This is a genomic window from Marinobacter mangrovi (genome assembly GCF_016798325.1).
GTDB classification, from domain to species: Bacteria; Pseudomonadota; Gammaproteobacteria; order Pseudomonadales; family Oleiphilaceae; genus Marinobacter_A; species Marinobacter_A mangrovi.
The window spans coordinates 258068-272440 of the sequence record NZ_JAERVO010000006.1 but is presented as its reverse complement, the minus strand read 5'-3'; the positions used below and the strand labels follow the sequence as shown (position 1 = coordinate 272440).

At 60.3% G+C, this 14373-nt stretch carries 11 protein-coding genes; 4 read left to right on the top strand and 7 right to left on the bottom strand.

Annotated features, from left to right (window positions below; translation table 11 throughout):
• The 5 genes from livG to JL474_RS17860 all read right to left on the bottom strand — a co-directional run bounded on the left by livG (position 1) and on the right by JL474_RS17860 (position 5389).
• Positions 1–756, bottom strand: a complete 756-nt coding sequence (gene livG, locus JL474_RS17880; protein ID WP_123635331.1) for a high-affinity branched-chain amino acid ABC transporter ATP-binding protein LivG — start codon at positions 754–756, stop codon at positions 1–3.
• Positions 749–2041, bottom strand: coding sequence for a high-affinity branched-chain amino acid ABC transporter permease LivM (locus JL474_RS17875; protein WP_123635332.1), 1293 nt, complete (start codon positions 2039–2041; stop codon positions 749–751). Before JL474_RS17875 ends, livG begins: the two co-directional genes overlap by 8 nt.
• Complete coding sequence (livH, locus tag JL474_RS17870; RefSeq protein WP_123635333.1) at positions 2041–2970, bottom strand: high-affinity branched-chain amino acid ABC transporter permease LivH; 930 nt, start codon at positions 2968–2970, stop codon at positions 2041–2043. The genes JL474_RS17875 and livH overlap by 1 nt, the downstream gene beginning before the upstream one ends.
• 211 nt (positions 2971–3181) lie before the next feature.
• The gene (locus JL474_RS17865; protein WP_203143139.1) at positions 3182–4294 is read right to left on the bottom strand and encodes a branched-chain amino acid ABC transporter substrate-binding protein; all 1113 of its coding nucleotides are present in this window, start codon (positions 4292–4294) and stop codon (positions 3182–3184) included.
• A gap of 201 nt (positions 4295–4495) precedes the next feature.
• Positions 4496–5389, bottom strand: a complete 894-nt coding sequence (locus tag JL474_RS17860) for a TPR end-of-group domain-containing protein (protein ID WP_236012358.1) — start codon at positions 5387–5389, stop codon at positions 4496–4498.
• A 548-nt stretch (positions 5390–5937) separates the two neighbouring features.
• Between JL474_RS17860 and JL474_RS17855 the strand changes: the two genes are divergently transcribed.
• A complete protein-coding gene (locus tag JL474_RS17855) occupies positions 5938–6447 on the top strand; it encodes a MarR family winged helix-turn-helix transcriptional regulator (protein ID WP_123635335.1) in 510 nt (169 codons plus the stop codon).
• Between the two features lie 291 nt (positions 6448–6738).
• Positions 6739–8310 carry a methyl-accepting chemotaxis protein gene (locus JL474_RS17850; RefSeq protein ID WP_203143138.1) on the top strand — a complete coding sequence of 524 codons (1572 nt, stop codon included), beginning with the start codon at positions 6739–6741 and terminating at the stop codon, positions 8308–8310.
• Between the two features lie 242 nt (positions 8311–8552).
• Here the strand turns inward: JL474_RS17850 and lon are convergent, their stop codons facing one another.
• Entirely contained in the window at positions 8553–10982 is a 2430-nt protein-coding gene (lon, locus tag JL474_RS17845) for an endopeptidase La (protein WP_203143137.1), read from the bottom strand.
• A 185-nt stretch (positions 10983–11167) separates the two neighbouring features.
• Between lon and trxA the strand changes: the two genes are divergently transcribed.
• Both trxA and JL474_RS17835 read left to right on the top strand, forming a co-directional pair.
• A complete protein-coding gene (gene trxA, locus JL474_RS17840) occupies positions 11168–12031 on the top strand; it encodes a thioredoxin (protein WP_203143136.1) in 864 nt (287 codons plus the stop codon).
• 28 nt (positions 12032–12059) lie between these two features.
• On the top strand, positions 12060–12386 hold the full coding sequence (locus JL474_RS17835; protein ID WP_203143179.1) for a hypothetical protein: 327 nt from the start codon (positions 12060–12062) through the stop codon (positions 12384–12386).
• Positions 12387–12805: 419 nt separating this feature from the next.
• On the opposite strand, the gene JL474_RS17830 is transcribed toward JL474_RS17835, so the two are convergent.
• A complete protein-coding gene (locus tag JL474_RS17830) occupies positions 12806–14182 on the bottom strand; it encodes a KamA family radical SAM protein (RefSeq protein WP_203143135.1) in 1377 nt (458 codons plus the stop codon).
• Between the last annotated feature and the right edge of the window lie 191 nt (positions 14183–14373).

The following is a 14373-nucleotide window of genomic DNA, read 5'->3' as shown; positions in this document are numbered from 1 at the left end:
TTACTCCTCGCCCAGGTAGGCTTTGATCACATCGTCGTTGGACCGGATTTCCTCCGGCGTGCCACTGGCCAGGGGACGCCCCTGGTTGATGACGTTGATGCGATCGGAAATGCCCATGACCAGGCTCATGTCGTGCTCGATCAGCAGCACGGAGACGCAATAGTCCTCCTTGAGGCTGACAATCAGCTCGTTGAGCTCCCGGGTTTCGTTCGGGTTGAGACCAGCGGCCGGCTCGTCGAGCATCAGCACGTTTGGCTCGGTCACCATGCAGCGGGCAATTTCCAGGCGGCGCTGCTGACCGTAGGCCAGGTTGCCGGCGTCGCGGTTGGCCATCTCCATCAGGCCCACACGCTCCAGCCAGTATGCGGCTCGCTCCAGGGACTTCTCCTCGCGCTTGCGGTAGTCCGGTGTCTTGACCAGACCGGAGAAGAGGTTGGTGTTCAGGTGACGGTGCTGGGCCACCAGCAGGTTTTCCACCACCGTCATCTTGCTGAACAGGCGGACGTGCTGGAACGTCCGCACCATGCCCATGCGGGAGATCTTGTAATCCGGCTTGCCCTGGATCGGGCGGCCCTTGAACGTGATCTTGCCGCCGGTCGGCCGGTAGAAACCGCTGATGCAGTTGAACACCGTGGTCTTACCGGCGCCGTTGGGACCGATGATGGACACGATCTCTCGCTCGCCCACATCCAGGGACACCTGATCGACGGCCAGCAGGCCGCCGAAACGCATCGACAGGTCGCGTACTTCAAGCATGGTCAGTCACTCCCGCTTCCTGTTTCTTGAGGTTGATGTGGACCCGGGTCATGGGCAGCAGCCCCTGCGGGCGCCAGACCATCATCAGCACCATGGCGGCACCGAACACCAGCATCCGGTATTCCGAGAACTCACGGGCCAGCTCTGGCAGGATGGTGACGGCTATCGCTGCCAGGATAACCCCCAGCTGCGAGCCCATACCGCCCAGCACCACGATGGCCAGCACGATGGCGGACTCGAGGAACACGAACGACTCGGGGCTGATAAAGCCCTGCTTGGACGCGAAGATGGTGCCGGCGAACCCGGCGAAGAAGGCGCCGATGGTGAAGGCGGACAGCTTGACCGCGGTCCGGCTCAGACCCAGTGAACGGGCGGCGATTTCATCTTCCCGCAAGGCTTCCCAGGAGCGCCCGACCGGCATGCGGATCAGGCGGCGGATGATGAACAGGGTGAATACCGCCAGGATCAGGGTGATCAGGTAGAGGAAGATCACCTTGTGGGTGCTGTCGTAGGGAATGTTGAACACTTCGTGGAACGAGGTGTTGCCCTCGACTTTCACCCGACGACCGAATTCCATGCCGAACAGGGTGGGGTCCGGGATGCCGCCGATGCCGTCCGGGCCGTTGGTCAGGTCCGTCAGGTTGTTCAGCAGGATGCGGATGATTTCACCAAACCCGAGTGTCACGATGGCCAGGTAGTCGCCCCGCAGTCGCAGGACCGGGAAGCCGAGCACGAAGCCGAACGCGGCGGCCAGCACGGCACCGATCGGCAGGGACATCCAGAAGGAGAAGCCATAATACTGGGACAGCAGGCCGAAGGTGTAGGCGCCGACCGCATAGAAGGCCACGTAGCCCAGGTCCAGAAGGCCGGCCAGGCCCACCACCACGTTCAGGCCGAGGCCCAGGATGATGTAGATCAGGACCAGTGTGGCCAGGTCGACCGCACCCCGTGAGGCGATGAACGGCCAGAACATGGCCCCCAGCACGATCAGGACGAGGGCGACGCGTTCAAACCGGATGCGTTTTTCCTGCGGCATCGGCTGGCGGTCCACCAGTGGGTTGAGGGCCTTCACGCGACCCAGTCCGCCCAGGATCGCCGGACGGAAAAGCTGGAACAGGAACACGATCAGCACCGCCAGGGCGATCCCCACATACGTCTGGGTTTCGGCGCCGGTCAGCTTGATGCTGATGCCCTGGGCCTCCAGGTTCAGCCCCAGGATGGGGTAGGAAATAACCAGTGTTATGAATGCGCAGAACAGCGCATGCCGGAAATTCTGTGCAATCATCAAATCTTCTCCACTTCCGGTTTGCCGAGCAGGCCGGTGGGCCGGAACAGGAGGATCAGGATCAGCAGGCCGAACGAGACCACGTCCTTGTACTCACTGCTCAGGTAGCCCGACGTGAAACTCTCGGCGACCCCCAGCACCAGGCCGCCCAACATGGCGCCCGGAATGCTGCCGATACCGCCCAGAACCGCTGCGGTGAAGGCCTTGAGGCCGGCAATGAAGCCGAACAGTGGATCGATCGAACCGTAATACATGCCCAGCAGCAGCCCCGCGACAGCCGCCAGAGACGCGCCGATCACGAAGGTCGCGGTGATGATACGGTTGGTGTCGATGCCCAGCAGGCTCGACATCTTGAGATCCTGGGACACGGCGCGACAGGCGCGACCGGTTTTGGAGCGGGAAATGAACAGGGACAAACCGGTCATACAGATCAGCGTCACGATGAAGATCGTCAGCTGCATGTACGACAGGTTAGCCTGGAAGGTGCCGTCTTCGCCGCCACCCAGAGAGATGCCGCCTTCGATCAGCAGCGGAAAGCCGATGTTGCGCGAGCCCTGGGCCAGGTGAACGTAGTTCTGCAGGAAGATGGACATGCCGATGGCGGAGATCAGCGGGATCAGGCGGTGTTGTCCGCGGACAGGGCGATAGGCGATGCGCTCCACCGCCCAGCCCATGGAGCTGGAAACGATTATGGCACAGATCAGGGCGACCAGCAGGACCAGCGGGATCCAGGCAGGGCTGGTCACGGCCAGGCCGGTGATCACGATCAGCGACACGTAGGCGCCGATCATGTAAATCTCACCGTGGGCAAAGTTGATCATGCCGATGATGCCGTACACCATCGTGTAACCGATGGCGATCAGGGCATACGCGCTTCCCACCGTCAGCCCGTTGATCAGCTGCTGGAGAAAGTACATTACGTCGTGCATTGTGGGAAAACTCCGATAAAGAAAAACCCCGGCTGGCGATCACACGGACAGAAAGCTGCTTGTGGCACAGTGCTCAAACGCTTTACATCCATGAATGCTTGCCGGGGTTCCAAAAAAACACCTTCCCCCTCGTGAGGGGAAGGTGTCCTCAGAAGGGCGTGGCTATGGGCCGTTCCCTTCTTCATCGTCCATTACCGATTTTTAACGGTGATTATTTTACCGGAGTTTTGCTGCCATCTGAATGCCATTTGTAGACAACGAAGTCGAACGACTTCAGATCGCCGGACTGGTCGTACTGAACTTCGCCGATCGGCGTGTCGAAGGTGCCTTCGCGCAGGGCGGCAGCCACTTCATACGGATCCTTGGAATCGGCTTTCTCGATGCCGTCGGCAATCAGCTGAACTGCCGCGTAGGAGGTCAGCACGAACGGACCGGACGGGTCTTCACCCTTGTCCTGGAACGCCTTGACCAGCTTCTGGTTCTCGGCTTTCTGGTCGAAGCTCGGCGGCAGGGTGACCAGCAGGCCTTCGGCTGCGTCGCCGGCGATGGTGTTGATGTCCTTGTTACCCACGCCTTCCGGGCCCATGAACTGGGCGTCCAGACCAGCCTGCTGCGCCTGACGCAGGATCAGACCCAGCTCCGGGTGGTAGCCGCCGTAGTAGACGAAGTCCACGTTGGCCTGCTTCAGCTTGGTAACCAGGGAAGAGAAGTCTTTCTGGCCGGCGGTGATGCCTTCGTACATCACGACGTTGATGCCGTCGTCTTCCAGGGTGGACTTCACGGCGCTGGCGATGCCTTCACCGTACTGCTGCTTGTCGTGGATAACCGCCACGCGCTGGGGTTTCAGGCTGGCGATGTAGTTGCCGGCGACCGGGCCCTGCATGCTGTCCAGGCCGATGGTGCGGAAGACCAGTTCATAGCCGCGATCGGTAATCGCCGGGCTGGTGGACGCCGGAGTGATCATCAGGACGCCTTCGTCCTCGTAGATGTCGGAGGCCGGCTGGGTGGAGCTGGAGCACAGGTGGCCCACGACGAAACGAACACCGTCGTTGACCATGTTGTTAGCGACCGTAACCGCCTGCTTCGGGTCACACACGTCGTCCTGCTCGACGGCAACGAGTTTTTCACCCATCACACCGCCGTTGGCGTTGATCTGCTCGATGGCCATGCGCGCGCCAGAGAACTGCATGTCGCCGTACTGGGCTACCGGACCGGTCATCGGGCCTGCGATACCGATCTTGATGTCCGCATTCGCGGTCCCTGCGGCCATCACAGCCAGCGAAGCGCCTACCCCGACTACAAGCTTGTTCAGTTTGGTTTTCATTTTGGTTTGTCCTGCCTTAAAGATCACTGAGAACATTATTGGTGTTTTTTCAGCCACGCCGAGCCTCTGCGCGCGTAGCGATGAGACTAACAAACACCACACGTTGAACGTTGTCAAGAAAGCGCCCCGGTGAATGATGATGAATTCATCGGTCGGGTCCGGGGCGCGATGTGCGTTAAATAGGCAGGGATCGTGCCAGTATCAGGCGGAGGGGGGCGTTGCGTCGGGATCCTCGATCTCTTCCGGGTTGATCAGCTGCTTGAATTGTTCGAAATCCTTGAGCCGGGCGAAGCTGGGATCCACCGATGCGTCGTCCCGGTAGGCTTCGGAAATCTCGATGGCGCTGCCCAGGCTCTTGATGGCGTCTTCCCAGCGGCCGATCTCGGCGTAGGCGCAGGCCAACTGATAGTGGGGGTGGCCGTTGTCCGGCGCCAGCTTCAGGGCGCGCAGGCACAGGCTGATCGCCCACAGAGGCTCGTTCAGTTCCAGCACGGCGTCGGCCTTATAGCTGAGCGCTTCTACATCGTCCGGGCGCAGATCCAGGATCTGGTCATACACCGAAATCTTATTCTGCTGCGAGGTTTCCTGACTGGCCTTGAGCCACAGAGAGTGCACTTCATTGGTGCGTTCGATCTCTTCCTGGTTGCGGTTGATGATGTCGGATTTCTGCTGCAGCTGTTCCTCGATGAACTTGAGCCGCTTCTCGTATTCCACCACCAGTTCGTTCACACGTTTCTCCGCCACGCTGGCCAACTGGTTGCGCATATCCCGGATGGAATTCCAGCCGATGACGACGAGAATAGAGGTGGCCCCGGCGATCAGGTAGAAGAAGTAGGTCACCGTGTCGGTGGCGTAGGACATGGTTTTGTCGGCGACGGTCAGTTCCTTGTCCACCACTTTTTCGATCAATTCGGCGCGGGTGCTCTGGATTTCGGTCCGCAGATCTTTCACCTGATCCAGCAGGTAGCGCTCGATGAAGGGGTTGTACATCGGTTCTTTCAGGTGGTCGATGCGATCTTCGACGTCTTCTGCCGTGACTTTCGTCGGCTCGCCGGTCTGGGACGCGGCGGTCGTATCGGTATCCGGCGTCTCCATGTCCTGGGCGTGTATTGAGGCCGCAGCCATCGTCAGCCACAACCCGGTCAGGGCGGGGGGCAGCCAGTAGAGCGCGCGGGAGGCGCGCAGAGCAGAAAAGCGGGAAATCAGCGTCGTCATGACCGTCCTGTGTTTGTTTTGAAGCATAAAGTTTTGCACGGGGTTTCTCTGTCGAACCAGGAGACACACCCGGACCCAGGCCACAGCATAGTGCCTCAGTGGCGCGACTCGGGCAAAGGGTGCTGCGCAAGACTGATTAGACTTTAAACGAATGAATAGTTAGAGTTATAAATATTGGTCCTGTTAAATCCTGTGCGCCGCGTCCGCAATGCGGACAACTTCAGGACAGTGTAGACCGCCACAGGGGGCCTCGGGCAGTCCGTAATGTCCGTCCGCCTCGGGAAGGCGCCAAACGATTTCCGTATCCGTCTGCACAGCCGGCGTCTAACAAGCTTTTTGTAGTGATGTCTGACAGCAAAGTTTTGTACTCAAAAAAGATAGCGCACTATAATCGCGAGCTCGCCGAGCCGGTAGCGTGGGATACAGTCATGAACAACTATGAGCAGGTGCTTGTCGCTCTTCGTCGGGTGATCCGGGCCACCGATCTTCACTCAAAACGCCTCAGTAAGCATGCCGGCCTGACCGCGCCGCAATTGCTGATCATGCGGACCATCCGCGACCTGGGGCAGGTGACCATTGGCACCATCGCCGACAAGGTCAGCCTGAGTCAGGCAACAGTAACCACCATCCTGGACCGGCTGGAACACCGCAAGCTGGTCTACCGGGTGCGCAGCACTACGGACAAGCGCAAGGTCCATGCGCACCTGACGGAAGACGGCGCCGAGTTGCTCGCCCAAGCGCCCCAACCGCTCCAGGAAGACTTCATCCAGAAGTTCCAGAGCCTGCACGAATGGGAGCAGAGCATGATTGTCGCCTCCCTGCAGCGCGTCGCCAGCATGATGGATGCCGACAGTATTGACGCTTCGCCGGTCCTGGATGTCGGGCCGATCAATCGTGAAGATGGCTGGAAGGGTCGTAAGAAGCAATCTGCGGGCTGAAGTCGGTCATCTTTCACATTTTTATGCATTTCCCTCCCTAAATTTTCAGCGCACCTGGCCGATACCTGCGGCCGGGAATGCTTGTATCCCGTTTGTCCCTGCCTGTGCTGTTTTGTAATCGTTACATACGGTTACGGCGTTTCTTGACCTGGATCAGGAATGGCTGGACAGGTGTCGTGATTTGATGCGCGTGCCCCGGAAACCTGGATATTCCAAATTAGGGTCTATAGTTGCTACAGAGGCACCGAAGGAAGCGTGTCGAGTGGCAAACAACAAGGATTGAATCAGTCTATGAGACGTAACCTTCCCGTTACCCAGCGCGAAGTTCGAATGGCGGAGGACGGCCGCCTGATCACCACCACCAATCTCAAGGGGGTGATCACTTACTGCAACGACGAATTCGTGGCTATCAGCGGTTTCTCCCGTGATGAGCTTGTGGGGCAGGCCCACAACATCATTCGGCACCCGGATATGCCGCAGTCGGTGTTCAAGCACATGTGGGACACACTCAAGGCTGGCAAGGCCTGGATGGGTGTGGTCAAGAACCGATGCAAGAACGGCGACCACTACTGGGTCAGCGCTTACGTCACGCCGGTCCGTGAAGGTGGCCAGATCGTGGGCTACGAGTCGGTACGCACGTCGCCGTCGGAGGAACAGAAGCGCCGCTCGACCGATCTTTACCGGAAACTCAACGCAGGCAAGACCGGCGTCATCAAGCTGGCGAACCTGCGTAACGTGCTGGTCGTCGCCCTGCCGCTGCTGGTCTCGTTGATCGCGAGTGTGGCGGCGGTGCAGTGGGCGTCGCCCGCGGTGGCCACCGCGGTGATTGTGATCGGGCATCTCGCGGCGGGCTTCACCCTCCGTGGCATGATCGACAATCGCATGCGACGGCTTGTCGGGCTCCGGGAGGATGCCTTTGCCGACCCGCTGATCGCATTGACCTACACCGACCAGCGTGGCCGGTTCGGTGAGCTGGCCATGCTGTTGATCAGTGAAGAAGCACGCCTGCGCACGGCCCTGGCGCGGATTGAGGACCAGGCCGGTATTCTGGCCAATCACGCCTCTACCAGCCACAAGGCCATCAATGAGGGTGCAGGCTACATTGCCAGGCAGCGTTCGGAAACGGACCAGACCGCATCGGCGATCAATGAGATGACGGCGTCCATCCAGGAAGTGGCGGAGAACGTCGGTCGCAATGCCAAGGAAGCGGAAGCGGCCAACGAGCACGCCTCCCAGGGCATGGAGCTGTCGCGTCAGGCGCTGAAAGCGATTGAGGTATTGGTCGAACGGGTCCACGAAGTGGGCAATGCGGTGGAAACGCTGGGGCAGTCCACAGAGAGCATTGGCCAGGCGGCCAAGCTGATCTCCGACATCGCGGAACAGACCAATCTGCTGGCCTTGAATGCCGCGATCGAGGCGGCCCGGGCCGGCGAGCAGGGGCGCGGTTTTGCAGTGGTCGCGGATGAAGTGCGCTCGCTGGCGGCCCGCACGCGGGAAAGCACGTCGCAGATCCACAGCGTGATCGAAGACTTTCGCCACCAGGTTGATACCGCCGTGAGCACGGCGCGTGACGGTGAAGTCGTAGCCGGCTCCGGCCTGGACAAGGTGCGCGAATCCGAGCGGGCCCTGAATGAAATTGTCGAGGCGATCAGCCGGATTACCGAGCGCTTCCTGCAGATGTCGGCTGCCGTCGAACAGCAGAGTCAGGTGTCCGAGGAGATCAACCGGCAGGTGGTCAATATCGCGGAGCTGGCGGACAGCAGCACCGATCGCGCGGAAACCGCCGACAAGGTCAGCGAGGAACTGATGCGTTTCTCCGATGGCCTGCGGGATCTGGTGGCACGGTTTATTGGCCGGCGGTAAACCGGCGCGACAAAGGGAGGGCATCCTGAGCGGTGCCCTTTTTTTGGAGCAAAAAAAAGGCGTCCAAATTGGACGCCTAATGGGCTCTTCTCAGATGACAGGAATTCGACGCGAATGCGATGAAATCCAATGGTTAAAAGTGTAAGTATCGGCCCCGTTCTGAACCATAGTGGATTGCGCGTACGGGCAATCCGTTATGCTGTAAGCCGCGTCAATCGTGGCTTCCGGGCCGATGCACGTCGTCAGTGCACGCTCGCTCCACGCCGGGGTTTGTTGCCAAAACAAACCGTGTACACATCGGCATAGTGCTTCGCAAAATGGACCTCCAGACCTTCCTGCAGGTACCCGGGCAATTCCTCATAATCGCCCCGGTTCCCTTCCGGCAGAATCAGCGTGTTGATCTTCTGCCGACGGGCCGCAATGACCTTCTCGCGGATGCCGCCAACCGGTAGGACCTGCCCGGTCAGCGTCAGTTCCCCGGTCATGGCGATGCCGGCCTGCGGCGCCTCCTTGCGGGCAATCGACAGCAGCGCCGTGGCCATGGTTACGCCCGCGCTGGGCCCGTCTTTCGGCGTGGCGCCCTCTGGCACGTGCAGGTGGACGAACGACTTGTCAAAGAACGCGGGATCACCCTTGTAGCGTTTCAGGTTGGATGACACATAGCTGTAGGCAATCTCCGCCGATTCACGCATGACATCGCCCAGTTGTCCGGTCAGCTTGAAACCACGCTGGCTGGAATGGATGCGCGAAGCCTCGATGCTCAGGGTGGCGCCGCCCATTGCCGTCCAGGCCAGGCCGGTGACCACGCCCGTGCCCTTGAGGGATTTCTCCTTCTTGAAATAGGGCTGGCCAAGGTAGCCCGGCAGGTCGCTGACGCCCACCTTCACGGGCGTATCCGGCTCTTCCAGCAGTTTGACGATGCCTTTACGGACAATCTTGTGCAGCTGCTTCTCCAGGTTGCGCACGCCGGCCTCCCGGGCATAGCCTTCGATCACCTGACGGATGGCGGCATCGGTGATGTTGAGCTGCTTCTTGAGCAGGCCGGACCGCTTGAGCAGGCGCGGCAGCAGGTGGTGCTTGGCGATCAGCAGCTTTTCCTCGGCGATGTAGCCGGACAAGCGGATGACGTCCATCCGGTCCAACAGCGGCCGCGGGATGGTGTCCAACTGGTTGGCGGTGCAGATGAACAGCGTCTTGGACAGGTCCATTCGCACATCCAGATAGTGGTCCAGGAAATCCTTGTTCTGTTCCGGATCCAGGGTTTCCAGCAGGGCCGACGCCGGATCCCCCTGGAAGGACGCACCGATCTTGTCGATCTCATCCAGCATGATCACCGGATTATCGACGCCGCTGTCTTTCAGGGCCTGCACCAGCTTGCCGGGCATGGCGCCGATGTAGGTGCGGCGGTGGCCCTTGATCTCGGCCTCGTCCCGCATGCCGCCCAGACTGAAACGGTAGAACTGGCGTCCCAGCGCATCGGCGACTGAACGACCGATCGAGGTCTTGCCCACGCCGGGCGGGCCGACCAGCAGGATGATTGAACCGGAAACCTCCTGCCGATAGGCGCCTTCGGCCAGGAATTCGATGATGCGGTCCTTCACGTCTTCCAGACCGTCATGGTCCCGGTCCAGCACCTCGCGGGCCTGTTTCAGGTCGAAGTGATCCTCGGAATGCTGGCCCCAGGGCACCTGCGTCAGCCAGTCCAGGTAGTTACGGGTGACGCCGTATTCCGGCGAGCCCTGTTCCAGCACCGACAGCTTCTGCAGTTCGTCCTTGAAGCGTTGCTGGACGTGCTCCGGCGGATCCAGTTTGTCCATGCGGGCCTGGAAGTTTTCCACATCGGCGGTCTTGTCGTCCTTGGCCATGCCCAGCTCGCGCTGGATGACTTTCAGCTGTTCGCGCAGGAAGAATTCCCGCTGGTGCTTCTGGACCTTGGTGTTGACCTCTTCGTTAATCTCCGCCTGCAGACGGGCCACTTCCTGCTCTTTTTTCATCAGCAGCAGGACTTTCTCCATCCGCCGCAGCAGCGGCACGGTGTTGAGGACGTCCTGTAACTCAGGGCCCTTGGCGCTGGTCATGGACGCGCCGAAATCGGCCAGCGGCGAGCTGTCGTCCGGCCCGAAACGGGACAGATACTGCTTCACTTCTTCGCCATAGAGGGGGTTGCTGCGCAGCAGGTCCTTGATGGCGCTGATGATGGCCAGGGTGTAGGCCTTGAGCTCGTCTGCTTCCTCTTCCGGCTCCTGTGGATAACTGACTTCCACCAGGTACGGCGGTTTGCGGCGCAGCCATTGGACGATGCGGAAGCGCTGCAGCCCCTGGGCGATAAACTGGATCTTGCCGCCTTCGCGCTGGGTCTGGTGGACCCGTACGGCGCAGCCCATGATCTCCAGGTCATCGCTCTCGGGAACGGCCATTTCCTCGTCGGCGTCGACGAAGCACAGGCCCAGGACCTGATGATCGGTTTCCTTCACGCGCTTGAGGGTTTCCTGCCAGGGGTCCTGGTTGACCACCACCGGCTGCACCTGGGCCGGAAAGAACGGGCGGTTCTGGACCGGCAGCAGGTACATGCGCTTGGGCATCATCTGCTGGGGCAGGGCAAGGCTCTGACGATTCTCGTCCTTGCCGATGTACTCCATGGTGTCATCGTCGTCGTGATGGGTATCGGTCATGATCACTAGGCGTCCTTATTCAGAGGCTCTGTCTCTTCCGTATGTGACGGCATAGCCGGGAATTTCAAGCGGCGCAAGGTTGCTGGTTGAGGCCCGCTTGAATTCCCGGCCATTGGCGCCATAACAGGTCTACGGTTTGATATAGTTTCCTGATGACATTTCCTTTCCGGACAAGGTTTGCACCCATGAGCGAGTCTCCCTACGTATTTGAAGCCACCCTCGACAACTTCCAGGACAAGGTCATGCAGGCGTCCATGCAGACGCCGGTTCTGGTGGACGTCTGGGCCGACTGGTGCGCGCCCTGCAAGCAGCTTATGCCGGTGCTGGAAAAGCTGGCGGACGAATACAAGGGGGCGTTCCTGATGGCGAAGGTCAACGCCGACGAGCAGCAGGAACTGACCGGCCACTTGGGCGTACGCAGCCTGCCGACCATCCTGCTGGTCAAGAACGGCCAGGCCGTGGATGGCTTCAACGGCGCGCTGCCGGAGAGCGAAATTCGCAAAGTGCTGGATAAGCACGTCGAGGCGCCGGAGGAAAACCCTCACGACAAGGCCAACCGGTTGTGGGAAGAAGGCGACCTGAATGGCGCACTGGAAATCCTGACCAGCCTGAACCAGGCGGACCCGGAGGATATCGCCGTGCTGATCGATCTGGCGCAGATCAAGGCGGAGCTCGGCGATACCGAGACCGCCCAGCAGATCCTCGACAGCCTGGCACCGGAAGACAAGATGCAGCCTCATGCCCGCCAGCTGGCCGCACGCCTGAAGTTCATGGAACAGGCCGGGCAACTGGCGCCGGTGGCGGATCTGGAGAAGCGTCTGGAGGCGGATCCGAAGGATTGTGAAGCGCTGCACCAGCTGGCCCTGCAGCACGTTATCAAGGAAAACAACGCCCAGGCGATGGAGCTCCTGATCCGCCTGATGCAGGTCGATGCGGGATACAAGGACGGGGTGGCCAAAACCACGCTGGTCGAGTTGTTCGACAAGCTGGGCAACACCAACCCCGATGTGCGGACCTACCGCCGCAAGCTCTACACCCTGATGCACTGACGGGGCGGGGCGCAGCCGGTGAGCCATGATGCTGAAACTGCCCCCGCAACCGGATCGCTGTGAGCTTTGCGAACGTCCTGTCGCCAAGCTCACGCGACACCACCTGATCCCCCGCCGCCTACACAGCAAGAAGCGCTTCCAGAAACTCTTCACCCGTGACGACATGATCACCCGCACCCTGTGGGTCTGTCGTCCCTGTCACAACGCCATCCACGGTACCTGCTCGGAGTACGAGCTGGGCATGCACTACAACACCCGAGACAAGCTGATGAAGTTGGACGACCTGCGCACGTTCGTTGACTGGTTACGGGACAAGCCGGAAGGGTTTGTGCCGAAGCGTGGGCGTCGGAGTTAAGCGGGGTTTAGAGCCTGTGATTTGAGCCTGGGCGGGAGGCGAAGCAGATGGATACCTGCCCTTCCGTTGATATTAGACGGCCCTCCCTGGCCGGCTAATACAATCGGGACATCCCTGTCCCTCCTCCAGGTCAGGCATCCATCTGCTTCGCGCGGATCTCGAGTTGCCGGCGCGGCCAACATCTTGATTGCGGTTAACTCGAAAGCCAGGTCGAAGCCAATGGGCGCCATTGCTGGAGCAGAGGACAGGATGTCCTCGTCGCATAAGCGGCCATGGACGGCCCTCTTAGGCGACGGAAGCGATGGTGCCCATTGGCTTCGTTCCCCCAAGGCTGAAAATCATGGCTCTATCTTTTTAGGATTTACAAGCATAAAAAAGCCGGACACATGGCCCGGCTTCTCGCTTACAGGTGAAACGGCTTAGCCATTCCCCTTGCGCATCGCTTCATACTCGTCCTCAAAGAAGAACTTCTCTTCCCCAAAGGCCGGCTCCAGTTCGTGCAGCCAGGTGGCCGTATCGCTGTACTTGGCGAAGAACGGGCGCTGCACCCAGTCCGGGTTGCGGCCCTGCAGGAAGCGCAGGACGAACACCTTCTCGCCCTTGATCTCGGCAATACCCTGGATTTCCACCTTGCCCGGGCCGGCACTCATGGACGGGCCGCGGGCTGTGCGGCCCAGGCCAGAGACGTTCTTCATGGCCTCGCGGTAGATCTCGTAGGCCTGCGCCAGTGGCAGCTCGAAGTAGTTCTTCGCGCCGGTGTCCCGCTCGACGAACATGTAGTAGGGGATGATGCCCAGCTTGACCTGCTTCTTCCACATCTTGGCCCAGGCGTCGGCGTCATCGTTGACGTGTTTGATGATCGGGCCCTGGGCGCGAATTTCAGCACCGGTGGCGCGGATGCGGCGGATCGCTTCTTCGGCGATGTCGGTGGTGATTTCCTGCCAGTGGTTGTAGTGGGCCATGATGGCCACGTGCTTGCCGCCTTCCACCAGGCGGGCAAACAGGTCGATCAGCTCATCCGCGTCCTTGTCGGTGACGAAGCGATACGGCCAGAAGGTCAGGGCCTTGGTGCCGATGCGGATGGTCTGGATGTGATCGAACTCCGGCTCCAGCAGCGGCTCCAGGTACTGCACCAGGTTCTTGGTCTTCATGACCATCGGATCGCCGCCGGTGACCAGCAGATCGGTCACTTCAGTGTGATTGCGCAGGTAGCCGTGCAGCTTCTCCGCGTCGGTGCTGGCCATTTTCAGGTCCTTGTCACCCACGAACTGGGCCCAACGGAAACAGAAGGTGCAGTAGGAGTGGCAGGTCTGGCCCTGGGACGGGAAGAACAGCACGGTTTCGCGGTATTTGTGCTGCACGCCTTCGAGCACTTCACCGTCCAGCTTGGGCAGGTTCATCTGCATCTGGCCGGCCGGGTGCGGGTTCAGGTCGTCGCGGATTTCCTTGGCGACGGCCTGGATGTCCTTCTTGTCGGCGCCGCTGCGATGCATGTCCGCCATGCGCTCGTAGTGCTCGGGCTTGAGCATCTCGCGCTGGGGGAAGACCAGTTGGTAGATCGGATCGTTGGGCACCTTGTCCCACTGGATCAGCTCGTTGATCACGTATTCGTTGACACGGAAAGGCAGGACGCTGGAGACCACCTTCATCTCGAACAGGGTCTCTTCAGGCAGCGACTGGATGGCTTCGATCTTGTCCAGTTGGCGGTCGGTGTAGACCTGGAAACGACGTTCCTCGAATTCGACGGTGGGAATGCGTGCAGAGAACGTTTCAGGGGCGTTAACGATTGAATTCATAGGCCTCCCTCTCTCCTGTTGGCTCGGGCGGCGTTTCCGTGACGCCGCTGGCAAATGGCTGAGGCAAAAAAGGGACGGCAACGCGCTGTCGAGCGCGCGGTAGACGCGGTGTTCCTCTGGCTGTGACTCCCTCCTTTTGCCCCGGTACAAATCGGGAAGCGGAGTATACCGAATTGCCTCAATATTTTCAG

What these genes read in the sequence shown, in the direction of transcription:
- livH (WP_123635333.1), bottom strand. Translation starts at nt 2,970, where the DNA reads ATGCACGACGTAATGTACTTTCTCCAGCAGCTGATCAACGGGCTGACG.
- JL474_RS17875 (WP_123635332.1), bottom strand. Translation starts at nt 2,041, where the DNA reads ATGATTGCACAGAATTTCCGGCATGCGCTGTTCTGCGCATTCATAACA.
- JL474_RS17835 (WP_203143179.1), top strand. Translation starts at nt 12,060, where the DNA reads ATGCTGAAACTGCCCCCGCAACCGGATCGCTGTGAGCTTTGCGAACGT.
- JL474_RS17850 (WP_203143138.1), top strand. Translation starts at nt 6,739, where the DNA reads ATGAGACGTAACCTTCCCGTTACCCAGCGCGAAGTTCGAATGGCGGAG.
- JL474_RS17855 (WP_123635335.1), top strand. Translation starts at nt 5,938, where the DNA reads ATGAACAACTATGAGCAGGTGCTTGTCGCTCTTCGTCGGGTGATCCGG.
- trxA (WP_203143136.1), top strand. Translation starts at nt 11,168, where the DNA reads ATGAGCGAGTCTCCCTACGTATTTGAAGCCACCCTCGACAACTTCCAG.
- JL474_RS17865 (WP_203143139.1), bottom strand. Translation starts at nt 4,294, where the DNA reads ATGAAAACCAAACTGAACAAGCTTGTAGTCGGGGTAGGCGCTTCGCTG.
- lon (WP_203143137.1), bottom strand. Translation starts at nt 10,982, where the DNA reads ATGACCGATACCCATCACGACGACGATGACACCATGGAGTACATCGGC.
- JL474_RS17830 (WP_203143135.1), bottom strand. Translation starts at nt 14,182, where the DNA reads ATGAATTCAATCGTTAACGCCCCTGAAACGTTCTCTGCACGCATTCCC.
- JL474_RS17860 (WP_236012358.1), bottom strand. Translation starts at nt 5,389, where the DNA reads ATGGAGACGCCGGATACCGATACGACCGCCGCGTCCCAGACCGGCGAG.
- livG (WP_123635331.1), bottom strand. Translation starts at nt 756, where the DNA reads ATGCTTGAAGTACGCGACCTGTCGATGCGTTTCGGCGGCCTGCTGGCC.